Origin of the sequence: Filimonas effusa, from assembly GCF_004118675.1 — a bacterium.
Classification (GTDB): Bacteria; Bacteroidota; Bacteroidia; order Chitinophagales; family Chitinophagaceae; genus Filimonas; species Filimonas effusa.
This window is the reverse complement of sequence record NZ_SDHZ01000001.1, coordinates 2,517,540-2,544,285: the sequence shown is the minus strand read 5'-3', so window position 1 is coordinate 2,544,285 and position 26,746 is coordinate 2,517,540. Positions and strand designations below refer to the sequence as shown.

Here is a 26,746-nt window from a genome sequence, read left to right as displayed (position 1 = left end):
ATAGAAATATGGGAAAGTGTGTTTGGTCTTGCTTTCATAAAAGCAGGAAGGGGCTTCTACGTGCCTCCGTGTTGGTAGTTTCTTTTTTGGTAGGCCACATTACAGCTCAGGCACAAGATACCGGCGGCGGATTAGCTGGCGATATTAAAAGCCTACATAGTGTGCTTGATACACTCTATGATGAAATGATGCCTTTATGTAGTCAGTTGATTGCAGTTGGACGGGGCATTGCTGGATTTGCAGCATTATGGTTCATAGCTGCACGGGTTTGGGGCCATTTAGCAAGAGCTGAAGCTATTGACTTCTATCCGTTATTCCGGCCCTTCGTTATTGGTATGGCTGTTATTTTATTTCCAACAGCAGTTATTGGAGTTATCAACGGTGTAATGAAACCGACAGTCTCCGGCACAGCAGCTTTAGTACAAAATTCAGATCAGGCTATAACAGAATTACTGAAACAAAAGGAAGAGGCCGTAAAGAATAGTGATTATTATGAAATGTATGTCGGTGAAAACGGTCAGGGAGATATAGACAAATGGTATAAATACACTCACCCCGACGATACAGAAGGAAGCGCTCACGATGGTCTATTCTCCAGTATAGGTAATGATATAAAGTTTGCAATGGCAAAAGCAAGCTACAATTTCCGTAATTCTATCAAGGCATTCATGGCAGAAGTCTTACAGGTTCTTTTTGCAGCCGCTTCCCTCTGCATTAATACAATGCGGACGTTTAACCTCATAATCCTAGCAATTCTTGGCCCACTGGCATTTGGGATCAGTGTTTTCGATGGCTTCCACCACACGTTGAAACATTGGATAGCCCGTTATCTAAACGTATTCCTGTGGTTGCCTGTTGCAAACATATTTGGCGCAGTGATCGGGAAGATTCAGGAGAATATGCTAAAGCTAGATATATCCCAGGTAAACCAGTCAGGTGATACCTTCTTTAGTCGAACAGATGCAGGCTATTTAATCTTTATGATAATAGGTATCGTAGGATACCTCACTGTTCCATCCATTGCAGGACAGATCATTCATGTGGGCGGTGGCGATGCTTTAACAGGAAAGACTACTGCACTAGCTGGCGCAGCTGCCGGTGCTGCGGCTGGCGTGGCTGGTGCTGCGGTTGGGGCAGCGGTAAGCGGCACAAACGCAATCGGCAATATGGCTGAAAATGGAGCGCAAAAGCTAAACAACATGATTGCCGGGGATAATGGCAAAAGCATTTATGATAATGCTGCATCAGGAATAGGATATGGATTGGGATATGGAGGGGCCTATATGTATGACAAGTTAAAAGGAGATCAAACGGACGGCAAAGTTAGTTAAGGTCATAAATAATTAAATCATGTTTACGAAATTCAAATCAATTGATAGCGCCTTTAGAGCAATGCGGTTATTTATGCTCTGTGTTATTGCGATGTGTTTAATAATCTGCGGACTGACGGTTTTTAAAGGTTATGAAGTGGCAAACAAAGCACAAAACAGAATATATGTTTTAATGAATGGCAAAGCATTGGAAGCCATCGCCGCAGAAAGAAAAGACAATATTCCTGTTGAAGCACGAGATCATGTTAAGACATTTCATACTTTATTCTTCACCCTTGATCCTGACGAAAAAGTAATACAAGGAAACATTACAAAAGCGCTCTATTTAGCGGACGGTAGTGCTAAAAAGCAATATGAAGATCTAAAAGAGGCAAATTATTATACAAACATAATTTCCGGGAATGTCAGCCAGCAGTTGACAGTTGATAGTGTTTCTATCAACATGGATCAATATCCTTATTCGTTCCGCTGTTTTGCGACACAGAAGATTACACGTCCTACGAGTATTGTTTTGCGTAACCTAATAACGGAAGGCCAGCTTCGCAATGTAAGTAGAAGCGATAATAACCCCCACGGTTTTCTAATCGAGCGTTGGATCACTCTTCAGAACAGGGATATTAAAACAGAAGCCCGTTAATCATAACCTAATTTATATGCGATTATTCAAAAAGTCCAGGCAGCAAGTGCCGCGATTTACTATTGTTTCAAGATTGGAGGAATTAGTAAATAAGCAGTATAGGAAGTGGGCAAAGATGCTGCAACTCAAAACGGAAGGATGTGGTAAAAAAACATTAATGATATGTCTGTGTTCCTTTTGCCTATTGTATAGCGGAAGTGTCTTATATGTCGTTTTAAATTCCTTCAAAGGCAATGATAAGATCATTAACATAACACCTATCGTCATTCCTAAGCATTTAGATACTCTAACAAGTATTCGTTACAGCAATAAAGATTCGCCCACTTTTCAAAGAATACTATCCTTCAATAACTATTTGGATAGCCTCACGCATTCGGCAAGCGGTCAAGTTAAATATGACAGTATTGTTCAGGCAAGACCAGGATTGGTAGATAGCCTCAATTCAGTGCTTTATTCTATTCACTCAATTAAAAAATAATTATCAATGAAAGTAAATGAGATTAAACAGGAATCGAAAGAAAGTAGGCAGTACAAATTTCTAATGGCGATTCCTATTATCATCTATCCCTTTTTGACATTATTACTGTGGTCTGTTGGGATATTAGGAAGTTCCTCTACAGCTGTTGCGCAGTCAGATACTAAAAAAGGGCTGAATATGGATCTTCCCGAAGCAAAGTTGAAAGAAGATAAGGCATGGAATAAATTGAGCTTTTATGCAGCCGCTGACAAAGATTCTGCCAGGTGGAAAGATCAATTAAAGAGCGATCCCTATTTTAAAAAACAGTCTAATATCCTGGATAGTGGGTTGATAATGGGCCATGAAAAAGAAAATGGAAGTCGTTTCTCTAACGATCCTGCTCCGAAAAATAAATCTGTAGCAGATGAAAATGCTACTAAGGTGTACAGAAAGATTGAACAATTAAACAAAGAATTAGCTAACAGCACAACGAGTAGTCAAATTAACGGTTCTAAACAGCAGGAAAGCATTAGTCTGACCTCTCCTTCTGCAATCAGCAAACCAGAGGTAGACCGTTTGGAAAGTATGATGTTAGCTATGAAAAGTGAAAAAGAGGACGATCCGGAAATAACCCAACTCAATGGTATGCTTGAACGCATCTTAGATATTCAGCATCCCGAACGAATCGAAGAAAAGCTGAGAGAAAATTCAGCCAACCATAAAGGCCAGGTCTTCCCTGTGCAAACACAGCAAGAGAACAATGTAACTCTCTTAGCACCGCGTTTTGTAGGTAATAATAATGACACTATCCATAATACCGATAGTATTATTTATACTGTTAGAACCGCTATACAGAGAAGCCGGTTCTACTCATTGGAAGATGGTGAAAGAGCAGATAACGCGGTCTTGAATGCAATTGAAGCTGTAGTCCATGAAACTCAAACTATCGTTTCTGGCGCTACGCTAAAATTAAGATTAACAAATGATGTATTCATTAATGGGGTACATATTCCCGCAGGTCACTTTGTGTATGGTATAGTTTCACTCAATGGTGAAAGACTGCTCGTTAATATTAAAACTATTGGCTATAACAATACCATTTTTCCAGTTGCCTTATCCGTGTATGATATGGATGGAATGGAAGGGATGTACATGCCGGGAACTATTACAAGGGATGTTATGAAGCAGTCTACAGATAGAACTATACAAAGCCTCGGTTTATCCTCTTTAGATCCCTCAATAGGTGCGCAGGCTGCTGGTGCTGGCATCGAAGCTGCAAAAAATCTGCTAAGCAAGAAAGTTAAACTGGTGAAAGTTACTGTGAAAGCAGGGTATTCAGTCCTGTTAAGAGATGGTAACAGCAAGTAAATATTACTAATAATAAACAATAGAAGTCATGAAACAGAAAACTGTCATCCTTTCCATTTTAGTGTTGATATTCTCAATTTTAAGTGCTACGTCTTTTGCACAGTCTTTCGACAATCAACCTGTTTATCACGAAATATCAGAATTACCCATATGGGTCACATTCAATAAAACAACCAATTTGGTGTTTCCCTTCGGCATTAAAAGTGTTGACAGAGGTAGTGGAAGCCTATTGGCGCAAAAGGCAAAGGGAGCCGATAACGTTCTTCAAATTAAGGCTGCGACAAAGGAAATGGAAGAAACTAATCTAAGCGTCATAACAAGCGATGGAAAATTATATTACTTCAAAGTTATTTATACTGAAAGCCCTTTTCTGCGAAGTTATTCTTTCAGCTCCGAAGCTGCCGCAGTAACCGAAAAACGAATTAAACTGGACGGTTCACCTGTAGATGAGTGGACTTTACAATTAGAGGCATCAAAGAGTAAGCAAGCCAAAAATTTTATACGTAAGAAAGTTTCAAACAACGGGATAAGTCTTACTCTAAAAAGCATCTATGTTAGTAACGGGCTTTTGTGGTTCACTCTTGAAGAAAAGAATAATACATTGTTATCATTCCAACCTAAGTTGATTCGTTTTTTTCTGAAAGATAATAAGCAGGCCAAAAGAACAACTCAGCAGGAAACAGAACTGAAGCCGTTATACCTCGATAGCAGCCTGGGCTTATCCGGTCATCAGTCTAAAATCATATCAATAGGGTTACCCCAATTTAGCGTTCCTGACGATCAACATCTTGTAATACAGATAGGCGAAGAGAAAGGAGGGCGAATGCTGTTTCTTGACATTAAACATAAAGTTGTTTTGAAAGCCAGGCTTTTGCCCTAGTAGATAATTCAGAATCAAAATAGAGGTTATGAATTTTGTAAATGAGGATGCTATTTTGATTGAAGTATTGCTGAACGAACAGAGGAAGGCAGGCAAACATTGGGTCGCATTTGATGAAACCATTCCAAGATTATCAAAAGATGATTTGACCTGTTTTTCTTCTGTATATGATGTAAAGCAATACTGCTTTGAAAATTCAATTGGCAAAGAACGATATACTTTTTGCACTATTGACAAAATGCAAGGAGCTGTAGAGGTTGCAATGAAAAAAATATTCAGGCATCACAAATAAAATAGTTATGAATTTGGAATTTTCAAATGCTGATTTAAAAGGTATAAGAGATTATTTGACTGAGGAACAAAAGGCAGGTAGCTTGTTCGTTGCTTATCCCGAAGAATTGCCTTTTATCTTGAAGTCAGACCTGGCTTCCTTCAAGTCATCATATGATGTGCAGGAGTATTGCTACGAAAATTCAACTGATGTTGACCGATTTTCTTATTCTACAATACGGGAAATGCAGGGTGCAGTTGATAGAGCTGAGGAAAGATTTGAAGTTCAGAAAATTGTCGAACAGGCACCCATAATAGAGCGTTTTTCAACCGAAGAAAGTAGGAATGCTATTGACACACTTATGTATGGCGAACCGGCAAAAGTTCATATACAGGAAGAGGTAGCAATACCTGATAAAGTGCATGAATATATGGTAGTAGGCAATATTCATCGTGGCATGGAATGGGAAAGTGGGTATTCAAATTATGTTAACTCTAAACACACAAATTATGAAGACGCGGTTAAATCCTTTCATGAGCAACTGGATTCTGATTTAACAAAACATCCTTCAGAAAGGGCCAACCATCTAATTGTTGGGAAATTCGATGATCTGAAACCTAAGCTTGATCCTAGTGGCTTTCCGGAATCCGGTACTGGGGTTGCTTTAAAGTGGGCGTTCCCAGAATACAACCGTGAAACAAAAACACATGAATATCATATTGAAAATCCGACTTCATTGGATGATACGGTTAAGATGAATGTTCCCAGATACATGACGGTTGATAAAGAAAATTCCAGTTATCAGTTGCATGAAAATAAACCGGAACGACAGCTTTATGCTGGTCAGGAAAATGAACAATCCGTTACATCAGGTAAGCCTAATAACCGTGATGTAGACTTATCCAGATAATTATAAAACGATAAAGAAGAAAGCTATGTATGTTACTCAACTAACGGGATTCTACACAGTAGCGATTAGGGATGAAAGATTATCCAGTATTCACATATCTGTTTATATGGCATTATTCCAATACTGGAATCTTAATTCATTCAAAAATCCCATTTATATAACACGGCGGGAGGTAATGCAAAAGGCAAAAGTGCAACAAACATCATATCATAAATGTATGAGGGAGCTTCATGCCTTCGGCTATATAAAGTATATACCTTCTTACCATCCAGTTTTAGGCAGCCAGGTTTACATCAAAAATCTGATTGAAGAACATTCTTTAAAGTTCAATGAGGTCAAATACAGATCTTCTAATGAATGATTTTAGAACGAAAAAAATTGAGTTATGAGGTATTATTTAATGATAGAGAATAGCCAGTACATAATAATGAAGGTAAAGCCGGAGGACGTTGACAAGTTCCAGACAGCTTACAATAATAAGTTATTGCTGCAAGCTAATAGTTTAATGGAATTACTGATGCTATTTGAATCTGAAATATTATACAATAGTGACTTACATCTTAATTAACGTCTTGCTGTCCGAAAAGGAAGTCGGCTCTGCGGGAGCGCAACCGGCCAGCGATAAGCAGCAGGTGGGGATAATCCACGAAAAAGCCCGTTAATCGGGCTTTTTCACTATTTGTTGGTAGTGAAATGTGTGTTGTATGGAAAATGTGAAGCCAATTGATTCAAAAACGCTTACTCAAAAAGCTACTGAAATTATAATTCAGCAAGAGACAAAAAAAGAACAAGAATTTGTAAATTTAATAGCAGAAATTATTGTTGATTTAACTTTTAAACAGGCTTATGAAAAAGGGAATACGTTACCTGAGATTCAGTAGTGATGGTCAAAGCCAACATAGTATTGAGAGGCAGGATGCGATAACTGGACAGTGGATGAATTACAATAACGTTCAAATTTCTGATTCATTTATTGATGAGGGCCATACTGCCAGAAACTTTGACCGACCAGATATAAAAAAGCTATTTGATTTTATCAAAAAGAACTATCATGGTATTGATTATTTGGTTGTTTCGGAATTGACAAGATTCAGCAGGGAAGCCGGAGACGCAATAAATATGGTTAAGCAAATCCAATCTCAATATGGTGTTAGGATTGTGAGTGCTGGTAGAGGCTCTATCTATGATTGTCTAGATCATAATTCGTTTTTCATGATGGGGCTTGAGTTTCTGTTAGGAAACTCAGAAAATATCAAGAGACAGAACGATATAAATTCGGGTATTTATACTGGTAAGGCAATTAAAGGTAAGTATATCCATTCATGGTCACCCTTTGGATACGAAAAAGAAGGTGCAGGAGAAACCAGGAGACTTGTTAGAAATGCCTCTGAAGCTCATATTGTGGAATATATTTATAAGGCTTTCTTAGCCGATGCCCCATTGAATCATATTTTAAAAGAAGTAAGGGCAATAGGTTTTAAACACGTTGGAAACAGTGCTATTCAAAGGATATTGAGTAATCCTGTTTATGCAGGTTATCAAAATGTAAAACCTTACAAAGAACTTCCTGGTGGATTGTTCCCTATTAAAGAGCATGATTGTATAATTGATTATAGTACATGGCACCTGGTTCAACAAAAATTGAACAAAAAAGATAAGCCCAAAATCTCTCTCTCGGATGAAATACCGCTGCGTGGGGTTTTGAAGTGTCATTGTGGCAGGTTCCTGACCGGTGCGCCTTCGAGGGGAAGGCACGGAGGCTACTTTTATTACTATAAATGCAATCAACCTAAACATAATAATATCAGCGCAAAAAAATCTCACCAGCAGATTGTGAGGGTTTTTGAACTAATGAGCATACCCAAAAGCCACCTTCAGGGTATTAGGATTGAAAGTGAAAAAATGGTAGAAATGCGTCTTGCAGCCAAGAGTACCAACTTAAGGATAAGGTCAAAGGAGCTACATGATGCAGAAGCAAAACTAGCATCTGTAGAAGAAAAGTGGATAAGCAATAAAATTACTCATGATACATATGAAAGATGGTACAATGATCTCAACAAAATTAAGATTAGTGCCAAAAGCCAAATAGCACGGCTCAATCAAGATGAAGATCAGTTGTACGAGCTATTGAATTTAAATTTAGACCGTCTTACCGATTTGGGTTTCGTTTACGAAAGTGCTTCTACAATACAAAAACAAGGGCTTATAAATAAGGGGTTCGATAGCAATCTTTACTATAAAAATGGTATCTATCGAACCCCTACAATATTGAAATCCCTAAGCCATAACATACTGAAAATGAAGGAGGAAGGTGTCTTGGAAATGGATAAAAATGAAAAGGGGGACTGTGAAGTCCCCCCAGGTGGAGCTGAGGGGAGTCGAACCCCTGTCCAAACATAATTGCCATAAGCTTTCTACATGCTTATTTCATTATTAATTGTCGGCGTAAAGCAGGAAATGAACAAACCAACCCTACGCTTAGCTGTATAGTCTTTTGCAATGGGCACAGCCTTCCATTACAGCATTCTGTATTTGGTTTTGAGTCGGCGGCGGAGCTTGGTAACAGAACAACCTGCTCAACGCGGCCCTAATGACTATCTAATCACTGATTAGGCAGCCATGGCATACGAAGTATTGCCATTTGTGTTTTGAATATTCAGATTTAAGTGCTAATTATCCAACGCACTGCATGCTTACACCTACCGCAACCCATGCTGTCAAAACCAAGTACAGCCCCATTGTGATAGTAGTAAAAATCAAAGATCTATTCCCTGGCCTACTTTTCCAGAGCCTGCAAATATACGAAAATAGTTGATCCGGATAAAAAATTAGCCCCCCGGTTGCTGAAGTCCGGAGAGCTAACGTATTGGGCGTTATAGACTTATCTGCCTACTCTTTGTCGTTTTTATTATTGGGTCCGGAAATATTTCATTTCCACCATGCAGCACTTAAATTTTGTTTTACAGAAAATAGTACAATTGGCCCGTAAAACAGAAAAACATGGCCAAACAAACAGGTCCCATCATCTGGGAAAAAACCATAGAGCTCCTCTCTTTTTACAAGAGATGCGGCGTTGGCTGTGTACGTATGAAAAGCAACCTCACCGCCGAACGCTGGCGCTCCGACCCCCTCTTCGCAGGTAGCCGCAAAAGCGCCGCCCGTTTGGCGCTGGCAGCCAGGATCGCCAGCACTTTCTATCAAACCATTCCGCAAAAACACCGCAGCTATCCCCACTACAAACAACTGGTGGGCGTAGCCCAGCATATGCTTTGCAAAGGATATGATATGCAACAAGTGAACAAGGTCCTGCATTTCACCATTAATCGCTATCTCCGTAAACTGGAGGCCGCAGACCCAAACAGGAAACCCGTTCGGTCTCCTTTCGCTGCAACACTTTCATTGAATACCAAACCGGTATTTACAAAGTCGGTGCTGCATCAACTGGCAGCGTCACAGTTCCCTTCCATAACTGTCAACAGAGCTGCTTTCAGGCAATGGCCCATACTAATGCCACCCCGTGGCAGCCCAACTGCTATTACCGGCTGTCTACAAAGAACAGAAACATATGCTCCCATTTCATTCTGCCATCTCCCTCAATTGGCCAGCCTCCTCGTGTCCCTACCCGTTAAAATCGTTGTGTCATTCTCCCAAAACGGCCTCTAAAACACGCGAAAACGCCAGGGAAACATTATTGGGGTTTTCACGTACTCCTCCGCAGCCTCATAAAATACCTTCCCGCCCATCTACGAAAAACTACGCTTTAAATACGAACCTCAGAGATACACAAGAGCTACACTAAGCGAACAAAGCCCTCATCATCACTATCCGCCGCGCTTAATCACAGGCTGAACAGCCCTGTTCCCGACTGTAACCCATTGAGTGGTGAGCTTCCTGGTATAAAAGAAGCAGCTAGTGTTACCGCACACTCACCTCCCTGCCTGGAAACCTGCCGCATAACCATTGCAGATCGGCTGCCGTAATCCCGGGATGAGGCAGTTCCACCTGGGTGTTGATATCCCGCACAGGCTGCAGGTAAAGATTACCACGGGTTTGAGCCAGTATCTGCTCCAGTTGTACTAAACTCAGCGAATTGTCCAGCGTTACCCGGTATTCGTGCGACACCTGCTGGCGGTTTAAGAGCCTTACCGACTGCATTATTTTCGGCAACAGGCTGCTGTTGAACCTGCTGGCCATAATACCATGATAGTTGGACGTCTCCAGTGGCGCTTTTACGTCCATGGCTATATGATCTACATAGGCCCCTTCTATCAGTTTTTCAAGCATCTCGGGGTTACTTCCATTGGTGTCCAGCTTCACTTTTAATCCCATCTCCTTAAACTGCCTGATAAAGGCGGGTAGGGAGCGATGCAGCGTAGGTTCTCCACCTGTGATCACCACCGCATCGAGCAGACGGCTGTTTTTGCTAATCCATTCGATGATTTCAACAGTGTTCAGCTTTTCGGATTGCTTTATCAGTGCCGGGTAAACCAGGTTCGGATTATGACAATACCGGCATCGCATGTTGCAACCCTGGGTGTAAACGATACAGGACAAAAAACCTGGATAATCCAGTAAACTCTGTTTTAAGAAGCCGCCGATCGGTATCCGGGCTTTCTGCGTCTTAATCATATGGCAATCGTGTTAGAGGGGTGTGTATCCAGGTAATGCAACTTTTTGTGACAGCCGGCCGGTAAAATCGGCCGGCTGTTTAGAGCCTATTCTATTGGGGGTATAAGCCAGTTTCTTCGTTTACTTAACTCAGAACGGGTTCGGGTTTGTATAATAACCTGTCCTTGAATTCTTCCTGTTTACCGGCATTCCATTGATCTACCGGGCGCAGGTAACCAACGATACGGGTAAAGACGGTACAATCCTGTTCCTTACCCATGGTCGCGCAGGTAGGACACTTATGGTGCTCACCGGCAATATAACCATGGTCAGGACAAATACTGAATGTAGGAGATAGGGTGATATACGGCAGGTGGAAATTATGCGTGATCTTTTTGATCAGTTGTTTCACAGAGCTGGTTGGCAGTTGCCTTTCGCCCATGAACATATGAAATACGGTTCCACCTGTATATTTTACCTGTAATCCGTCCTGCAGATCCAGCGCTTCAAAAATATCCTGTGTATACTGTACAGGTAATTGTGTCGAGTTGGTATAATAAGGCTCAGCTCCTTTACGGAAAGCTTTTTCATTCGATACGATGATCGCAGGGAATTGCTTTTTATCAATGCGTGCCAAACGGTACGAAGTGCCTTCAGCAGGAGTGGCTTCCAGGTTGTAAATATGGCCGGTTTCTTCCTGGAAATGTTCCAGTACGCTGCGCATGAAATCCATCACCTTGATCGCAAAGGCATGTCCTTTTTCATCGGTAATGCCACAGCCCAGGAAGTTGAGGCAACATTCATTCATACCTACCAGTCCGATGGTGGAGAAGTGGTTGTCCCAATATTTTCCATCTCTCTGGTAAAGATTACGCAGGTAGAACTTGGAATAAGGATACAGCCCTTGTTCAGTGAAGCGTTCTACGAGTTTACGTTTGATTTCAAGACTGTTTTTAGCCATTACCATCAGGTGCAGCAGTTCGTCGAAGAAATCTTCTTCTTTGTTGAACTTATAACCTAATTGAGGGAGGTTGATGGTAACAACACCTATAGAACCGGTAAGTGGGTTGGAACCGAAGAGGCCGCCGCCGCGTTTGCTTAATTCACGTTTGTCGAGCCTGAGGCGACAGCACATGCTGCGCACATCGTCGGGCTTCATATCGGAGTTCACGAAGTTGGAGAAATAAGGAATGCCGTAACGGGCGGTCATCTCCCAGATCTTTTCGTGTGCAGGATCATCCCAGTTGAATTCTTTGGTGATATTGTAGGTGGGGATGGGGAAGGAAAATACGCTGCCTTTAGCATCGCCTTCAAGCATTACTTCTGCAAATACCTGGTTGAAGATATTCATCTCATGCTGGAATTCGCCGTAGGTGGCTTCCTGTAATTCACCACCGATGATAACAGCCTGGTCTTTCATAAAGGAAGGCGCTTCCAGGTCCATGGTGATATTGGTGAACGGGGTTTGGAAACCAACACGTGTGGGTACGTTCATGTTGAACAGGAATTCCTGCATACATTGTTTTACCTCGGTATAGCTAAGATTGTCGTAACGGATGAAAGGAGCCAGGTAGGTGTCGAAACTGGAGAAAGCCTGCGCGCCTGCCGCTTCACCCTGCATGGTGTACAGGAAATTCACAACCTGGCCTAATGCGCTGTGCAGGTGTTTAGGTGGTTTGCTTTGTGTTTTTCCTTCTACGCCTTTGAAGCCATTCATTAACAGGTCTTCAAGATCCCAGCCCACACAATAAACACTAAGAAAACCAATATCATGTATATGAAACTGCCCCTGCTGATGCGCGGCAGCTATTTCTTTGGGATAAATTTTATTCAGCCAGTACTGCGAACTAACGATTGTTGAAATGTGCTGGTTCAAACCTTGCAGCGAATAACCGGAGTTGGCACTTTCTTTCACGCGCCAATCATTCATGTTCAGATAGTTGTCTACCAGGTTTACATTGGAGAAAGCTTCTTTTACCGTACGGATATCCTGGTGCTGATAACGGTAAACGATATATGCTTTTGCAGTTGCATATTCTTTGTTTTCCATCAATACCTGTTCTACTTCATCCTGGATATCTTCTACTGCAGGGGCAGCCGAAAAAGAGGATGCCATTAGCTTTTCCACAACCTGTAAACAATAATCTGCCGCTTTTGCTTTATCTGCATTTCCTGTTGCTTCCAATGCCTTGTAAATGGCCCTTTTAATCTTGTCTGCTTCGAAAGGTACGCAGTCGCCATTGCGCTTGATGACGGTATGCAGAAGCAATCCCATTTCTTGTTCCATAAGATATATTGAATTAATTATTTTGACGGTGTTCCTGTGTAACGTGGCGGCAAACTTACTGCGTCTTTATGTTTTTATTGTTGGAACTTATAAACAGGGATGGGGGAAAATTAAAAGGGTAAACATGATAAATGTCATAGGTTGTAAAAACGAAAACAGCTGTCTGTAAAGACAGCCGTTTATAATGTGTTTTTTGTTAATAAAAAAAATATTTGTTTATGCGGGAACAGGAGCGTTAGCCTCTATCAGCTTTGCTTTTTTCAGATCTTCCCATAACTGGGAAGGTATCTTTTTTGTCATTGCTTCTGCATTGGTTTTCGCTTGTTCTGCCGTGCTGGCGCCGGGAATCACTGCACCTACAACGGGGTGTGCTGCACAGAATTGCAAGGCTGCCGTTCTCAGGTCTATGTTGTATTTTTTTATAATTGTATTGATGGCTTCTCTTTTCTGAACCATCTCGGGCGGTATCGTTCCGCCGTAATTGAAACGATCCCTGTTGGCGAGAAAACCGGCATTTAACGGGCCGCCTATAATAGCCTTTACTTTCTTTTGCTGCATGGCCGGGAATACCACGTTTAAGGCGTTTTTATGAACCAGTAAACTGTATTGAATAGCAACGAGCATAATGTCGGGATCAGCTACTTCCAGGGCCTTTAAAATAGGTTCCGGGGTATTGACGCCCATGCCCCACGACTTGATAATGCCTTCCTCCCTCATTTTAGTTAGTTCAGGGAAGGCTCCTTTGGCGGCTACGGCAAAATGGTCGAGCCATTTGGCACCCTGATCCGGTGTGTCGGGAGAAAGATCGTGTACCAGTACCATGTCTATGGAAGATAATCCCAGGCGTTGCAGGGAGTCTTCTATGGAACGGCGGACACCGGAGGCGGTATAGTCGTAACGGTATTTGAAATTGAGTTGGCCTTTCCACAAGTTGGAAGGGTTGATTTTAAAAGCAGGATCTGCTTCAAATACACGCCCTATTTTGGTGGATAACAGGTAGTCGGCCCTGTTCTTTTCAAACAGGAAATGGCCAAGCCTGCGTTCGCTTAACCCATATCCGTAGAAAGGAGAGGTGTCGTAGTAACGTACACCTGCATCCCATGCGGCCTGCAGGGTAGCGTTAATTTGTTCATTGCTGTTGGCATGAAAACCATTTCCCAGTCCTACGCCGCCGATGCCGAAGTTTTGCGGGAAATGAAATTCGTTATGCAGTTTTCCAGATAACTGTGTTGCATGACCTGGTATCGTCGGGCTATCGCCGGATAACGGTGAGGCGGCTTTGTCGCCGCTACCTGAAAAGGCGGCGAATGGCGTTGCTGCAATAGCAACGGAGGCGCTTGCTGCCTGGGCCAGGAAATCTCTTCTTGTTTTCATAGTAATTACTTTATGGTTATTTTATTCTTTTCCCGTAAATGGCTAACTGATCTGATGATTCCAATGTTTTTATCCGGTCAATTGTTACCGGGCAAACCAGGAAACAGTAGTAATAACCATTTTGCCGGGTCTATGTTTATTATTACAAAGATTTTCTGGCAGCTATGTCTTCCCATGAACTACAATAGGGGAGCAGCAGCAACAGTGCTGCCATATAGCCCGCATGTACCAGTTGCGAGGTGATCGGCTCCCAGTTTTCGATAGTGGTATTGCCAAATATGAAAACGGCCATGAGCGCAATGCCAACATATAAAACCTGGCGGGTGAACAGGCCAATAAGTAATAGCAAGCCTGTGATGAATTCTATAAATGGAACAGCGTAGCTGAATGGAACGATCAATGCCGATGGTAGGATCGATTTCGCCATAAGCGTTGTCATCCAGTTGCTGAAACCGGACAGCTTGGGTAAGCGCACCAGGCCATGGCCCAGCAGCGATAAAGCTATTGGCAAACGAAGTACAAAATAGGCGAACCGGGAGATTTTCATAATGAGTGGCTTTTCAAGGTTAAAATTACCGGCAGTTAGTGGCGTGGAAGTGGTAAATAAGAGACATTAATTGGTAAATAGCGGATATGCTATTGCCTTGTGCGGCCTGCAACGGCAACCGCACAAGGCATGTTTCGGAAAATTTATTTATTTGATGGCCTCGTCCACCAATTGTTTCAGCTCTTTATAACGTTCATGGCGCCCGTCATTTTTAATGTAGAAGCACATCAGAAAGGCACAGTATTTTTTCTCGTTGTCTACCCAGGGAAAACTGCCGAACAGGCCGGGACTGGTAACGGCTTTGGTTAGCTGTGTTGCAGTAGAAGTTTCCATGACCCATTCTCCGTAACCATAGCCAAAATTGCCGGCTTCTGTGGGGCTGTAAGCCAGTTTTACATCTTTGCCGATGCGGTTGATCTGCATTTCGGTAATGGCTTTTTCGCTTAGAATGCGTTTGCCTTCATAAACGCCTTTATTAAGTATCATAACCAGGAAATGAATATAGTCTTCCGGGGTACTGCTGGCGCCGCCGGCGGGTAATGCCAGCTTGCCTTTGCCGAAATCGGTATTCTTCATGCCCAGGGGACGGGCAATACGTTCTGCAAATAAGGTTTCGAAACTTTTGCCGCTGATCTTTTCAATAACGGCTCCTGCGATTTGTAAACCAGCATTGCTGTAATGAAAGACCTTTCCGGGTTCTCCTTCCATAGGGAGGACTGAGATGGCAGCTATGGCTTCATCCATGCCATTCATTTTTTTCATGGCGGCAAGATCATCTTTCAGGGAAACAGGTTTGATGCCGGTGGTATGGGAAAGGCATTGGCTGATGGTAATGTTGCCTTTGCCGTTTTGTGTGAGTATGGGCAGAAATTTACCAACGGTATCCGTAAGCTGCAGTTTGCCTTCGTCAACAAAAGTCATGATAAGGGCGGCGCTTAGCCATTTACTGCAGCTGGCGATCATTTGCCTGCTGGTAGTGGTGAAGTCGTCTGTATTGGCTTGTTTTCCGCTGCGACGTGCTATGAATTTGTTCACCATCTGCTGCTTGCGGCTCATTTCGTTCTCGGCATGACTGTAAACGATTTTACCGTCTTTATAAATCATTAGTATGGCTCGGCCTCCCATTGCCGGAGTATTGGCTTCTAACCACTGATCTACTTTGGTGAAAGAGCTTTGGGCAGATGCCGGTGTGTGTAACAACACTGAGAGAATGCAGATCAGCAAAACGGTGATAGTCTTCATACAAAAATGATTAAAGGAATAAACGATTTTTCGGTACAAAACTGCGTATCTGCGCCGGATCTGTTCCCTGAAAAACGGCTGAGACTGTAAAAGTAGCTGTTTAACCTGCTGTACAAAGCGTTGACATTTTAACTGCCGGGGAAGACGTTTTTATCCTACCAATTCCTCGAAAAGTTGGTTCAGCGTTACTTCCGGAAGCTGGCACAGACCCGGGTGTACTCTCGACGTTTGCAGGATGGTGCTGCGGGTGGCGGTAAGCCAGCGAAAGCGGGAGGCTGCGTCGAGTTTACTGATGACGCTGGTGGAACACTGGCCCAGGGCCACCGCTTCAAAAGCCTGTAAATAGCTGCGTAATTCAGCGATATCGAGTGCCGGATCCAGTGCCAGTAAGCGCGATTCATTTACCTGGTAGCGCATCCGGAGAAAAGCAGGTCGCTTGCAGAAGACGATCACTCCCACATTCATGAATTCCTCGCGTTCTACCCTGGGTACTACACGAATAACGGCATACTCAAATAAGATGTTCTCTGGCATCCTGTGCAGCTTTTACGAATTGGGGTGATTGTTGAATACGGTTTACGAGAAAGCGGAAATATACTTCACGGCGATCTGCTGCTGCTTCATCAGGATTATCCCGGATCAGCCATTCGTCGGGAATGAGATTTACGATGGTCCTGATAGGTGCTTCTGTCAATGCTGCGCGGAATATGGCGTCTGCCGCTTCCATTTCACTGGCCTGGGGTAATAACACGTGATCTTTTACCTGTACAAAAGGGCGTTGCGATTGCTCCTGCCAGTTGTTCCAGGTATGATGGAAGTAGAGAGACGCGCCATGATCGATCAGCCATAGTTCCTTGTGCCACATAAGCATGTTGGTATTGCGTGGCGTACGGTCTACGTTGGTGAGCAGGCAGTCGAGCCATACTATTTTGGATGCCAGCAGGGGATCGATCCGGGTAACGGCCGGGTCGAAGGTGATTGCCCCGGAAAGGTAGTGGACGGCCAGGTTGAGGCCGGTGCTGGCTTTCAGCAGGTCCTGTATCTCCTCGTCGGGCTCTGTCCGGCCAAAGGAGGCGTCTATAACAGCGAATACGATCTCAGGCATTTTCAGACCTGCCACACGGGCTATTTCGCCCCCTATCAGCTCTGCTATCAGGGCTTTTACGCCCTGGCCGGCGCCACGAAACTTCAGCACATACAGGAAGCCGTCGTCGGCTTCGGCAATGGCGGGCAGGGAGCCGCCTTCCCGGAGGGGCGTTACATAACGGGTAACGTTAACGGTCCTTATTTCTGGTGAGTAGCTCATTGTGAGGGCGAAAATAGGGAATAGATGACAGATGGCAGGCGTCAAGCTTATAAACCGTTAATGTTATACCCTTATCGGACATTCCGGCGGCGGATACTATACGTTTTAAGGAAATTTAAAGCTATAATAGTTTTAAAAAGATTTGATTTGCAAGAGCATAAGCTATAGCACCACTATTCAGCTGATTGCTAATCCCCTTATTGAAAAATCTTACAAATTAATTCCGTGGTCAATTGGGAACAAGTTGCTATCCGGTTTGCTAACCAAACCGGCACCTGGGAACATGATAATGATATAGCAGGTTTTCTGCCTTATTCCATTGGTATCTTACGCAAGATATCCGGCGCCTACCTGAGTTTGCGGGTAGTGATAGAAGATGACGCTGTTTCAAGGGTGAAGGATGCCAATCCTTCGTTTATGAACGGTATGGTCCTTGATTCTAAAGCTGTTCTGGAATTGCTTCGTGAACACCAGTACAAGGTGATCTGCTGGAAAACGATACCTGAAAAACATAACCTGTTTTCCGATATTCTCCAGGCTTTATCTACGGCTGTCATCATACCGGTAAAAAAACGCGACACTTATCATATCGTGATTCTCGGCTGGATGGAGCCCCAATCATTTAATGATTTCTTTGACGATGCGGCGTTACTCATCCAGAAACGGATGCAGGAAATACTGGCACAGTCTAAAGCCGACCAGGAGCTACAGCAAAGGGCGGGTCATATGCTGGCTGTTTTACGTACTCTGCCTTATTCGCTCGTTTACATAGATGATGACAGTACTGCTTCGGGTTGGGCCAACAGGAGGGCAACTGCCTTGCTGCAACTGAAGGAATTTGGCTTCCAGGAACCGGGTATTTTACCGGAGGCATTGGAAAAGCTGCGGGAACAAGCGATCAATAAGGAGCAGTTGAGGATCGAAATGTCGCAACGCCTGTCCTCCTCTTCTTCCAAAGTCGAAAACTGGATCTGGTCGTTGGGAAGCCCCTTGAATATAACCCTGGCGGTAACCTGTATGCCGGTGGTTGAACAGGATATCATTAAAGGACGCCTCTGGATTATACGCGAGGAAACTGCAGTATAGTACACGACACAACTTTTTGAATACAAAACGCCCCTTATGGTTTGATGATGAGTACCGACGGGGTGTTGGAAAGCCAGATGCTTTGTGTTTCAAGCGCCTGTTTCCAGCTATCTAAACTAATCAGCATCAGGTCCTGGCGATCCAGGAATTCTTTTTCAATCTTATTATCCCGGTGAAGGCTGATGCTGCCTGGATGATGCTGCTCGATAGCGGCAATAGTAGCTTTGAATTCCGGGTTTTGTTTTATCACTCCGGTAGCGTCTAGTATAATCACATTGGCTTCACTGTTATAAACCAGTTTCTGCGCATAAATGAGCAGGAAGCTGTCGCTAATGGAAAAGATAGGCACAAAAACCTGTTTTATTTCTTCGGGTTCTTTATCTACAAAAACAGCTACCGGTATCCTGGTGGTTCTTATGATCTGCTTCAGGCGCTCATCGAAAGCGGAGTGGTCGAACAGTTTTTCTTTCCCGGTTAAAGTATCATACAAGCGTTCGGGAGTGATGATCTTGTTGGTGAATCCAAGTATCTTTCCCAATAAAGTGCCTTCAAAAACGGAATTGCCTACGCCTACCAGCAGCAGATCGTAATTGCCTGCATTGGCGGTATTGGCTATTTCATCGTCGATATAATCCGATGGTTTGAATAATGTTTTCAGGCTGATATTCAGTTTTTCCGCTTCCTGGCGTATAGGCAGAAAACTTTCCTGCTCATAGGCGGCTTGTTTAAACTGGTTGAGTTCATTGGCCGGTGTCAGGTGGAGCGCCGATATGGAAGTGTCGGGCGTTTTGGAAGTGAAGGTGTTCGCCAGCTTTAACAGCGAAGCGCCTTTTTGGGGATTACTGAATGAAACAAGTATATTGTATTGCGCTGCATCGTTCTCTGCCAATGCTGCTTCTGTTGGCGGTTTGGGGTCTTTGAAGAAACGATTGATCGTATCCAGTAAAGGGCCTGTCATAAAGGTTGTAGCCAGTGCCATGATCACCATCATCGCAAAAACTTCCGGTGTCAGTACACCCAGGTCGTAGCCTATATTCAGGACAATAAGTTCCATCAGCCCACGGGTGTTCATCAGGGCGCCGATGGATAAACTTTCTTTCCAGCTTTGTCCTACAAAACGTGCTGCGAGTGCGCTGCCCGCAAATTTACCGGTCACGGCTACCGCTATAATGGCCAGGCAGGCTGTCCACATATGGGTGCCGCTTAGCAGGCCTATCTGGGTGCGCAGACCAGTAAATACAAAGAATAAAGGCAATAGCAACACCAGCGCAACATCTTCAACCTTATCTATGAAAATGCGGCGGAAATTGATATTCGCCGGCATGATAACACCTGCCATAAATGCTCCGAACAAAGCATGGATACCTATTACTTCAGTAGTATAGGCAGATAGTAACAAGGTGATGAAAAACACCGCTACCACCGGCCGTATCATAGTTTCTTTTTCGGAATACTTGTCGCCCATTCTTTTAAGAAAAGGCTGTACCAGTTTCAGCATGAGTATCACGTACAATATGGCCATTAATATCGTGTACAGGGCGCTCAATACCGATCCTGCTTTTACAATGGCAATAACGGCGGCAAGAATGCACCAGGCTGTAATGTCATCGGCAGCCGCACAGGTAATGACAATAGATCCCAATTTGGTTTGTGTTAATCCCCGTTCCTGTACAATACGTGCCAGCACCGGGAAGGCGGTAATGCTCATGGCAATACCGGTAAACAAGGCAAACGAAATGAATTTAATATTCTGTGGTGCAAAATCGCGGTAGAGGAAATAAGCCAATGCTATCCCTAATGTAAAGGGGAAGATGATGCTTGCATGGCTTACAACAACGGCATCTTTTGCTTTATTCTTCAATACATTCAGATCCAGCTCCATGCCCACAACGAACATGAATAAGATCAAACCTATCTGGCTCAGGAACTGGAGGTTGCCTAATGACTGTGCAGGAAATAACACTGCAGATACTTCCGGCAGGTAGTGCTGTACAAAGGATGGCCCCAGGAAAATACCCGCAGCAATTTCGCCGATCACCGTAGGCTGGCGTATCATTTTGCATAGATAACCAAAGGCGCGGGCTACTATGATGATAGTGATGATCTGTAATAACAGGATAGCCAGCGGATGCGTAAGATTGTGGATATAAGTATCCTTGAACTGCTGCCATGTAGATGCCTCGATACCAGGAGTGAACTGTTTAACCTTGTCCGGCTCCTGTATCAGTGTGCCTTGTTTGATGATGTAGTAGATAAGCCCGGAAAAAATAACGAGTGTCAGTACATAGAAAAGTAGGTTCCTGTATTTTTTCATCACAGTTATTTGATTCCCTGCAAATATACCGGATCGTTAGCTGGATTGACGTACTATTAATTCTGTTTTCAATACCTTGATAATGGCCTTCCAATCAGTTACATCTCTATTGATCTGATCTATCAGTAATTGAGCGGCTGCACGGCCTATCTCTTTTACAGGTTGCGATACGGTTGTCAGCGGCGGATCGGTCAGGGCTGAAACATAATCGTTGCTAAAACCAACGATGGCCAGGTCTTCGGGAACTTTTAATCCTTTCTTTTTAGCCTGCTGTAGTATTTCTACTGCAGTGGGATCATTGATGGCGAAGATGGCATCAGGTGGATTATCCAACTGCATTAAATAGTTGAGATAGATCTTGACCTTGGTAATGGTGAGATCGTAGGGGATGATAAGGTCTTCATCGATCGGGACATTATTTCTTCTCAAGGCATCGCGGTAGCCCATGAGTCTTTTGTTGCTGATGGCCAGGGAATCGGGGCCGGCGAGATGGGCAATACGTTTTTTGCCCCGCTGTATCAGGTGTTCTACTGCGCGGTAAGCGCCTTCATAATCATCTACCAATACTTTGGGAACCGACATTTCTTCACAAACCCTGTTGAAGAAAACAATGGGAATTCCCTTGCGCTCGAAGATCTTGAAATGGTCGAAATTGCGGGTCTCCTTTGTCAGGGAGGCAATTACGCCATCTACCTGGGCGGCCAGCAGCATTTTGGTATTGGCGATCTCCGTTTCATAATTTTCATTACTATGACAGATGATGGTATTATACCCGGCCTGGCTGGCAATTTCCTGTGCGCCGGTAATGGCTTGTGGGAAATAAGAACTGAAGAATTCGGGCACAATAATGCCGATAATATTGCTTTTGCGTTGCAATAGGCTGATGGATAGCATATTGCGTTGATAGTCCATTTCTTCTGCCAGCGCCAGTACCGCTTTGCGGGTTTCGGGATGCACACTGGGATGGCCGGTGAGCGCCCTGGAAACGGTTGATTTGGATAAATTAAGCTTCCGGGCAATGTCGATAATCGTTACCTGATGTCCTTTCATATGACAATATGTTTCACAGAAAAATTTAATCGTTACTCAAAGTAAAGAAATAACAATCATATGGGAATGCTCCCGTAAATTGGGAACATTCCCAATTTAAAATGAGCTAAAGTTTCTTTGTCATCCTATTCGTATTCAACACTTTTGTTGCAGCATATCTACAGCCATATGAAACAAATGATATTTGCCACCCCTTTGGGGTTCCCTGTCGTTTTATGTACTCAGCTATCTGCAACTGCTGAGGCAGCCATTATGAACTGTTTGAAACTAACGATTCCTCTTTCTTAATATCCACTAAACTGTCTGCTGTATGCAAAAAATGAGTTCTTCACATTGGTCTCTGCTGCTATTGTTGCTGCTACTGGCGGCGGCAGGCGGCGTGATGGCACAGCAACCCGCTGCGCCGGCGACCCAGCGTAAAGCCAAAACTATTACCGGCAAGGTTACCAACCAGGCCGGTGAACCCCTGCAGGATGTAAGCGTTACCGTAAAAGGTCGCCAGAGCGGGGTGCTGACCAATGAAAAAGGGATGTATAGTATTGCTGTTCCCGACAATGGAAATGCCGTGCTTGTATTTTCTTACGTAGGTGCGCAGGATAAAGAGTTGAAGCTTACCGGCGCTACCGCCATATTAAATGTGAAACTAGATGGTGTTATCAAAGACATGGATGAAGTGGTAGTGGTGGGTTATGGCACCGTAAAGAAAAAAGATCTTACAGGAGCGGTGGCGCAGGTGAATATGGACGACCTGAAAAAAGCGCCTGTCAATTCATTTGAAGAAGCGCTGGCCGGCAGGGTTGCCGGTGTTCAGGTCACTTCCTCTGATGGACAACCCGGTAATGATATGAATATCGTTATCAGGGGTAATAATTCTGTAACCCAGGACAATGCTCCTTTGTATGTGATTGACGGTTTCCCTACGGAAACCTCTTCCGCCAACCTGGTGAACCCCGAAGAAGTAGAATCGATAGAAGTATTGAAAGATGCTTCGGCTACGGCTATCTATGGAGCCAGGGGTGCTAACGGGGTGATTCTTATCACCACCAAAAAGGGTAAAGTAGGTGCGCCAGTGGTTACATATGACGGCTGGGTAGGCTTTCACCAGAGCCTGAAGCAACAGGAGATGATGAATCCCTATGAATTCGTAAAATACCAGCTGGAATTGAATCCTACCGTATATACACCTGTTTACCTGAAAAATGGTAAAACGATTGAAGATTATAAAAATGTAGAAGGTACCAATTGGCAGGACCTTATTTTCCGTGATGCATTTGTTCATAATCACAGTCTTGCGCTAAGAGGCGGCAACGATAAAACCCGCTACTCGCTTTCCGGTTCTGTATTGGACCAGGATGGTATCATTATTAACAGTGGCTTCCGCCGCTACCAGGGGCGTATTGTGGTAGATCAAACAGTGACAAGTAAGGTAAAGGTTGGCGTTAATATCAACTATTCTGCTACAAAAAAGTACGGAACTGTTGCAGCGGAAGCGCAGGCCAGTCCTACGGCTACCCTGATGTATAGTGTATGGGGATTCAGGCCTGTTACCGGTGATTCTACTGCCGATGCGAGCATTGAAGAAACGCTTTTTGATCCTTCCGTGGACCCGGCTACCGATATGCGTGTAAACCCGGTATTGTCGGTTGCCAACGAATATAATCCTGCATTTAATAATACGCTTGTCATCAATTCCTACCTGGAATACAAACTGTCGAAATATCTCACCTTACGTGTTACCGGCGGTGTTACCAAAACACAACTGCGCAGGGAGATCTTTAATAATTCAAAAACGCGCAGCGGTAATCCAAGAACGCAGAACAATGGCGTCAACGGTTCTATTGCCAATACCGATATCACCAACCTGCTGAATGAAAATACACTGACTTATAACAGGCGTTTTAATAAAGATCATAATCTTGCGGTTGTGGCCGGTATCACCATGCAGGATGTGAAAAGCCTGGTCAATGGTTTTACCTCCGTACAGGTACCCAACGAGGTATTGGGGATCAAAGGCCTTGGCGAAGGCGTCATTACGCAGGCGCCAACTTCTGCACCTGCGAGTGGATTACTTTCTTACCTGGCACGGGTAAACTATGGTTTTAAATCAAAGTACCTGGTCACCTTCTCTTTCAGAGCCGACGGTTCTTCCAGGTTCCCGAAAGACAACCGCTGGGCTTATTTTCCTTCCGGTGCATTTGCATGGCGGTTTGTTGAAGAAAAGTTTATGCGGAAAATGGGCTTTATCTCCGATGCGAAACTGCGCGTGGGATATGGCGCTACAGGTAATAACCGCGTAGGTGACTTCTCTGCATGGCCTTCATTACAGATCACCACAGTGTCCGGTTACAGCAATGGTAATGTGGCGGGACAAGGTATGATTCCTACCAACCTCGGTAACGCTAAACTCAAATGGGAAACAACAACACAGGCGGACGTAGGACTAGATCTCGGCTTTATGAAAAACAGGATCACCTTTACCGCAGACTATTATAAAAAGAATACAAGCAACCTGCTGTTGAATGCTACGTTGGCGCCTTCGCAAGGCTTCCTCACCGGCTATAAGAATATTGGTAAAGTATCCAACGAGGGTATAGAGTTTACGCTGAATACCCGCAATGTAGAAAGGAAGAATTTCTCCTGGTCTACCAGTTTCAATATTTCATTCAACAGGAACAAAGTGGTTTCGCTGAACGAAGGGGAACCCAGCCTTGCAACAAGGGTTACCTGGGGCAACTTCAACTCAGCCTTCCCTTATATCGCTATACCCGGACGCCCCATCGCATTGTTCTATGGTATGTTGTTCGACGGTGTTTATCAGTACAGCGATTTCAACCAGCTTGCCAATGGCTCTTATGTGTTGAAAGACGATGTGCCTAACAACGGTAACCCGCGCGCCAATATCCAGCCGGGGCATATTAAATTCAAAGACATCAATGGCGATGGCCAGATCGATGATTACGATCTTACGATCATCGGTAATCCCAATCCCACACATATCGGAGGTTTTACCAACAATTTCACCTGGAACAATTTCGACCTGAACGTGTTCTTTCAATGGAGTTATGGCGGACAACTGCTGAATGCCAACCGTATCGAGTTTGAAGCCGGTGATCCTACTACCCGTAATGGCCTGAATATGTTCAAGTCATGGGCTAACAGGTGGACACCTGATAACCAGACCAATGAACTATATAAAGTAGGCGGACAGGGCCCGGCTTACTATTCTTCCAGGACCATTGAAGACGGCTCTTTCCTGCGTCTGAAAACAGTGTCCCTGGGATATAACCTGCCTGTAAACACCGTGAAAAGGTTGAAATTGAATAGTATCAGGGTCTATGCTGCGGCACAGAACCTGTTTACCTGGAGCAATTACTCCGGCCTCGACCCGGAAGTATCTACCAGGCCCGGCGCTTTAACGCCAGGATTCGATTTCTCCGCTTACCCCCGTACCCGTACGTTGACACTGGGCGTTAACGTCAAATTTTAATAACGATTCAAATGCATGATATGAAAAGAATTGTTTTACTGCTGGTAACGACGGCGCTTTTAACAAGTTCCTGTTCCAAACTGCTGGATAAAGACCCCGACTTTGTTTCTCCTGAAAATTATTATAATACAGAATCCGATTTAAACAGGGCGCTTAATGGCGTTTATAACAGGCTTATCGATACTTACGGAAGAATGTACAGCCGCGGCTTGTTCAGTTACTTCGTAGTGAGCGACGAAGCTTTCTTCAAGAATATTTCTATCAATAACATCCGCGTGATGGTGTTCGATGCAGGCGACCTGGATATAGGAAGGTTATGGGAAGTAAGTTATGAAGGCATCAACAGGGCCAACCTGCTGATAGAAAATGCCGATAAAGCCGATATGGATACGGTGCAAAGAAAAGCGATCAAGGGCGAAGCGTTGTTCATGCGCGCCTACTATCATTACATTCTTGCAGATAATTTCGGCGCTATTCCGTTGAAGCTTACTTCTACAAAATCGCCATCGGATGCCAATCTGCCCCGCACACCATTGCCTGAAGTTTATGCCCGCATAGTAGCGGATATGAAGGAGGCTGAAAACATGGTAAATGCCATTGATCATTTCAGCTTTAATGAAAGGGTTTCCAAAACGGCAGTACAGGCTATGCTGGCAAGGGTGTTCCTGAAAATGGCAGGCCAGCCTTTGAATGACGTTGCGAAATATAACGATGCACTTGAATATGCCAATAAAGTGATCGCTTCCGGTAAACACTCCCTTAATCCCGATTACAAACAGATCTTCATCAATCACTCCCAGAACATCAATGAAAGCAAGGAGTGTATCTGGGAGGTGGGCATGTATGGCAATAAGATCGGCAATATAGACCAGGCAGGATGGGTTGGGGTTGAAAATGGTATTGAGTGCCCCAGCGAGGCTATCGGCTATTCAGGTGGCGCTATGCGTACTACGGCCAAACTGTTTAACCTGTTTGGTACAAAGGATACGCTCAGGAGAAACTGGTGTATCGCCCCCTATAAATATGTTGCATCCGGGTCCACTGCTGTAAAATCTTATTTTACCGATGCACAGATCTACGACCGTAACCCTGGCAAATGGAGAAGGGAATATGAAAACGAGGCAAAAGCGCGCAGCTACAATTCTACCAATTTCCCGCTTATCCGCTATTCCGACGTACTGCTGATGAAGGCGGAGGCCGAAAATGAAGTGAAAGGCATGCCTACTGCCGAGGCTTATAATGCTATCAATATGGTACGCAGACGCGCTTTCGGCAAAGATGTAAATACGCCGAATGTAGATGCTGACATACCCGCAGGTCTTGACAAAATTGATTTTCTGGAAGAGCTGAAGAAGGAAAGGGCAAGAGAACTTTGTTTTGAGGGCATTCGCAAACACGATCTTATCCGTTGGGGTATGTATGTGCAAACCATGAATGCACTTGGCGCCGATATTAATGTAAATGCGCCTGCCGGTTACAAGTATGCCGGTAATGCAGGTGCCAATACTACTGCAAGGAACGTGCTGTTTCCTATTCCCAATACGGAGCTGAACATCAATAAACAGATCAGCCAGAATCCAGGTTATTAATC

The 26,746-nt window shown here is 44.0% G+C and carries 21 protein-coding genes and 1 other RNA gene; 12 read left to right on the top strand and 10 right to left on the bottom strand.

Features of this window, described 5'->3' with window-relative positions:
* Window positions 1-8 precede the first annotated feature (8 nt).
* The 8 genes from traJ to ESB13_RS23765 all read left to right on the top strand — a co-directional run bounded on the left by traJ (window position 9) and on the right by ESB13_RS23765 (window position 8,254).
* Window positions 9-1,331, top strand: a complete 1,323-nt coding sequence (traJ, locus tag ESB13_RS09450; RefSeq protein ID WP_129002735.1) for a conjugative transposon protein TraJ — start codon at window positions 9-11, stop codon at window positions 1,329-1,331.
* A 19-nt stretch (window positions 1,332-1,350) separates the two neighbouring features.
* Window positions 1,351-1,968 (top strand): conjugative transposon protein TraK, encoded by a 618-nt coding sequence (gene traK, locus ESB13_RS09445; RefSeq protein WP_129002734.1) that lies wholly within the window; start codon window positions 1,351-1,353, stop codon window positions 1,966-1,968.
* A gap of 484 nt (window positions 1,969-2,452) precedes the next feature.
* Window positions 2,453-3,793, top strand: coding sequence for a conjugative transposon protein TraM (traM, locus tag ESB13_RS09440; protein ID WP_129002733.1), 1,341 nt, complete (start codon window positions 2,453-2,455; stop codon window positions 3,791-3,793).
* A 28-nt stretch (window positions 3,794-3,821) separates the two neighbouring features.
* A complete protein-coding gene (gene traN, locus ESB13_RS09435) occupies window positions 3,822-4,673 on the top strand; it encodes a conjugative transposon protein TraN (RefSeq protein WP_129002732.1) in 852 nt (283 codons plus the stop codon).
* Window positions 4,674-4,701: 28 nt separating this feature from the next.
* Window positions 4,702-4,965, top strand: coding sequence for a hypothetical protein (locus ESB13_RS09430; RefSeq protein WP_129002731.1), 264 nt, complete (start codon window positions 4,702-4,704; stop codon window positions 4,963-4,965).
* 7 nt (window positions 4,966-4,972) lie between these two features.
* The gene (locus ESB13_RS09425; protein ID WP_129002730.1) at window positions 4,973-5,854 is read left to right on the top strand and encodes a hypothetical protein; all 882 of its coding nucleotides are present in this window, start codon (window positions 4,973-4,975) and stop codon (window positions 5,852-5,854) included.
* Window positions 5,855-6,558: 704 nt separating this feature from the next.
* Window positions 6,559-6,735, top strand: coding sequence for a hypothetical protein (locus ESB13_RS23770; RefSeq protein WP_164974156.1), 177 nt, complete (start codon window positions 6,559-6,561; stop codon window positions 6,733-6,735).
* A complete protein-coding gene (locus ESB13_RS23765; RefSeq protein WP_164974155.1) occupies window positions 6,701-8,254 on the top strand; it encodes a recombinase family protein in 1,554 nt (517 codons plus the stop codon). Before ESB13_RS23770 ends, ESB13_RS23765 begins: the two co-directional genes overlap by 35 nt.
* Here ESB13_RS23765 and ssrA read toward each other — a convergent pair.
* Window positions 8,215-8,591: a transfer-messenger RNA gene (gene ssrA, locus ESB13_RS09410) on the bottom strand. The two genes, ESB13_RS23765 and ssrA, sit on opposite strands and share 40 nt — an antisense overlap.
* A gap of 263 nt (window positions 8,592-8,854) precedes the next feature.
* On the opposite strand from ssrA, the gene ESB13_RS09405 reads away from it, so the two are divergent.
* Window positions 8,855-9,517, top strand: a complete 663-nt coding sequence (locus tag ESB13_RS09405) for a hypothetical protein (protein WP_129002728.1) — start codon at window positions 8,855-8,857, stop codon at window positions 9,515-9,517.
* A 252-nt stretch (window positions 9,518-9,769) separates the two neighbouring features.
* Here the strand turns inward: ESB13_RS09405 and ESB13_RS09400 are convergent, their stop codons facing one another.
* The 7 genes from ESB13_RS09400 to ESB13_RS09370 all read right to left on the bottom strand — a co-directional run bounded on the left by ESB13_RS09400 (window position 9,770) and on the right by ESB13_RS09370 (window position 17,218).
* On the bottom strand, window positions 9,770-10,483 hold the full coding sequence (locus tag ESB13_RS09400; protein WP_129002727.1) for an anaerobic ribonucleoside-triphosphate reductase activating protein: 714 nt from the start codon (window positions 10,481-10,483) through the stop codon (window positions 9,770-9,772).
* A gap of 124 nt (window positions 10,484-10,607) precedes the next feature.
* The gene (locus tag ESB13_RS09395) at window positions 10,608-12,749 is read right to left on the bottom strand and encodes a ribonucleoside triphosphate reductase (protein WP_129002726.1); all 2,142 of its coding nucleotides are present in this window, start codon (window positions 12,747-12,749) and stop codon (window positions 10,608-10,610) included.
* Window positions 12,750-12,965: 216 nt separating this feature from the next.
* On the bottom strand, window positions 12,966-14,123 hold the full coding sequence (locus ESB13_RS09390; protein ID WP_129002725.1) for an aldo/keto reductase: 1,158 nt from the start codon (window positions 14,121-14,123) through the stop codon (window positions 12,966-12,968).
* A gap of 142 nt (window positions 14,124-14,265) precedes the next feature.
* Window positions 14,266-14,670 (bottom strand): MauE/DoxX family redox-associated membrane protein, encoded by a 405-nt coding sequence (locus tag ESB13_RS09385; RefSeq protein ID WP_129002724.1) that lies wholly within the window; start codon window positions 14,668-14,670, stop codon window positions 14,266-14,268.
* Between the two features lie 147 nt (window positions 14,671-14,817).
* Entirely contained in the window at window positions 14,818-15,912 is a 1,095-nt protein-coding gene (locus ESB13_RS09380; RefSeq protein ID WP_129002723.1) for a serine hydrolase domain-containing protein, read from the bottom strand.
* Between the two features lie 150 nt (window positions 15,913-16,062).
* Window positions 16,063-16,446: a DUF3037 domain-containing protein gene (locus tag ESB13_RS09375; protein WP_129002722.1), complete on the bottom strand. Its 384-nt coding sequence runs from the start codon at window positions 16,444-16,446 to the stop codon at window positions 16,063-16,065.
* A complete protein-coding gene (locus ESB13_RS09370; RefSeq protein WP_129002721.1) occupies window positions 16,424-17,218 on the bottom strand; it encodes a HipA family kinase in 795 nt (264 codons plus the stop codon). The genes ESB13_RS09375 and ESB13_RS09370 overlap by 23 nt, the downstream gene beginning before the upstream one ends.
* Window positions 17,219-17,443: 225 nt before the next feature.
* Between ESB13_RS09370 and ESB13_RS09365 the strand changes: the two genes are divergently transcribed.
* Window positions 17,444-18,304, top strand: a complete 861-nt coding sequence (locus tag ESB13_RS09365; protein WP_129002720.1) for a hypothetical protein — start codon at window positions 17,444-17,446, stop codon at window positions 18,302-18,304.
* Between the two features lie 34 nt (window positions 18,305-18,338).
* Here the strand turns inward: ESB13_RS09365 and ESB13_RS09360 are convergent, their stop codons facing one another.
* Both ESB13_RS09360 and ESB13_RS09355 read right to left on the bottom strand, forming a co-directional pair.
* The gene (locus ESB13_RS09360; protein WP_129002719.1) at window positions 18,339-20,618 is read right to left on the bottom strand and encodes a cation:proton antiporter; all 2,280 of its coding nucleotides are present in this window, start codon (window positions 20,616-20,618) and stop codon (window positions 18,339-18,341) included.
* Window positions 20,619-20,654: 36 nt separating this feature from the next.
* Window positions 20,655-21,668, bottom strand: coding sequence for a LacI family DNA-binding transcriptional regulator (locus tag ESB13_RS09355; protein WP_129002718.1), 1,014 nt, complete (start codon window positions 21,666-21,668; stop codon window positions 20,655-20,657).
* 310 nt (window positions 21,669-21,978) lie between these two features.
* Between ESB13_RS09355 and ESB13_RS09350 the strand changes: the two genes are divergently transcribed.
* Both ESB13_RS09350 and ESB13_RS09345 read left to right on the top strand, forming a co-directional pair.
* A complete protein-coding gene (locus tag ESB13_RS09350; RefSeq protein ID WP_220399596.1) occupies window positions 21,979-25,155 on the top strand; it encodes a SusC/RagA family TonB-linked outer membrane protein in 3,177 nt (1,058 codons plus the stop codon).
* A gap of 20 nt (window positions 25,156-25,175) precedes the next feature.
* Complete coding sequence (locus ESB13_RS09345; protein ID WP_129002717.1) at window positions 25,176-26,744, top strand: RagB/SusD family nutrient uptake outer membrane protein; 1,569 nt, start codon at window positions 25,176-25,178, stop codon at window positions 26,742-26,744.
* Window positions 26,745-26,746 lie beyond the last annotated feature (2 nt).

Excerpts from the sequence above, each read along its gene's own strand:
- traJ (WP_129002735.1), top strand. The coding sequence starts at position 9 with ATGGGAAAGTGTGTTTGGTCTTGCTTTCATAAAAGCAGGAAGGGGCTT.
- traK (WP_129002734.1), top strand. The coding sequence starts at position 1,351 with ATGTTTACGAAATTCAAATCAATTGATAGCGCCTTTAGAGCAATGCGG.
- traM (WP_129002733.1), top strand. The coding sequence starts at position 2,453 with ATGAAAGTAAATGAGATTAAACAGGAATCGAAAGAAAGTAGGCAGTAC.
- traN (WP_129002732.1), top strand. The coding sequence starts at position 3,822 with ATGAAACAGAAAACTGTCATCCTTTCCATTTTAGTGTTGATATTCTCA.
- ESB13_RS09430 (WP_129002731.1), top strand. The coding sequence starts at position 4,702 with ATGAATTTTGTAAATGAGGATGCTATTTTGATTGAAGTATTGCTGAAC.
- ESB13_RS09425 (WP_129002730.1), top strand. The coding sequence starts at position 4,973 with ATGAATTTGGAATTTTCAAATGCTGATTTAAAAGGTATAAGAGATTAT.
- ESB13_RS23770 (WP_164974156.1), top strand. The coding sequence starts at position 6,559 with ATGGAAAATGTGAAGCCAATTGATTCAAAAACGCTTACTCAAAAAGCT.
- ESB13_RS23765 (WP_164974155.1), top strand. The coding sequence starts at position 6,701 with ATGAAAAAGGGAATACGTTACCTGAGATTCAGTAGTGATGGTCAAAGC.
- ESB13_RS09405 (WP_129002728.1), top strand. The coding sequence starts at position 8,855 with ATGGCCAAACAAACAGGTCCCATCATCTGGGAAAAAACCATAGAGCTC.
- ESB13_RS09400 (WP_129002727.1), bottom strand. The coding sequence starts at position 10,483 with ATGATTAAGACGCAGAAAGCCCGGATACCGATCGGCGGCTTCTTAAAA.
- ESB13_RS09395 (WP_129002726.1), bottom strand. The coding sequence starts at position 12,749 with ATGGAACAAGAAATGGGATTGCTTCTGCATACCGTCATCAAGCGCAAT.
- ESB13_RS09390 (WP_129002725.1), bottom strand. The coding sequence starts at position 14,123 with ATGAAAACAAGAAGAGATTTCCTGGCCCAGGCAGCAAGCGCCTCCGTT.
- ESB13_RS09385 (WP_129002724.1), bottom strand. The coding sequence starts at position 14,670 with ATGAAAATCTCCCGGTTCGCCTATTTTGTACTTCGTTTGCCAATAGCT.
- ESB13_RS09380 (WP_129002723.1), bottom strand. The coding sequence starts at position 15,912 with ATGAAGACTATCACCGTTTTGCTGATCTGCATTCTCTCAGTGTTGTTA.
- ESB13_RS09375 (WP_129002722.1), bottom strand. The coding sequence starts at position 16,446 with ATGCCAGAGAACATCTTATTTGAGTATGCCGTTATTCGTGTAGTACCC.
- ESB13_RS09370 (WP_129002721.1), bottom strand. The coding sequence starts at position 17,218 with ATGAGCTACTCACCAGAAATAAGGACCGTTAACGTTACCCGTTATGTA.
- ESB13_RS09360 (WP_129002719.1), bottom strand. The coding sequence starts at position 20,618 with ATGAAAAAATACAGGAACCTACTTTTCTATGTACTGACACTCGTTATT.
- ESB13_RS09355 (WP_129002718.1), bottom strand. The coding sequence starts at position 21,668 with ATGAAAGGACATCAGGTAACGATTATCGACATTGCCCGGAAGCTTAAT.
- ESB13_RS09350 (WP_220399596.1), top strand. The coding sequence starts at position 21,979 with ATGCAAAAAATGAGTTCTTCACATTGGTCTCTGCTGCTATTGTTGCTG.
- ESB13_RS09345 (WP_129002717.1), top strand. The coding sequence starts at position 25,176 with ATGAAAAGAATTGTTTTACTGCTGGTAACGACGGCGCTTTTAACAAGT.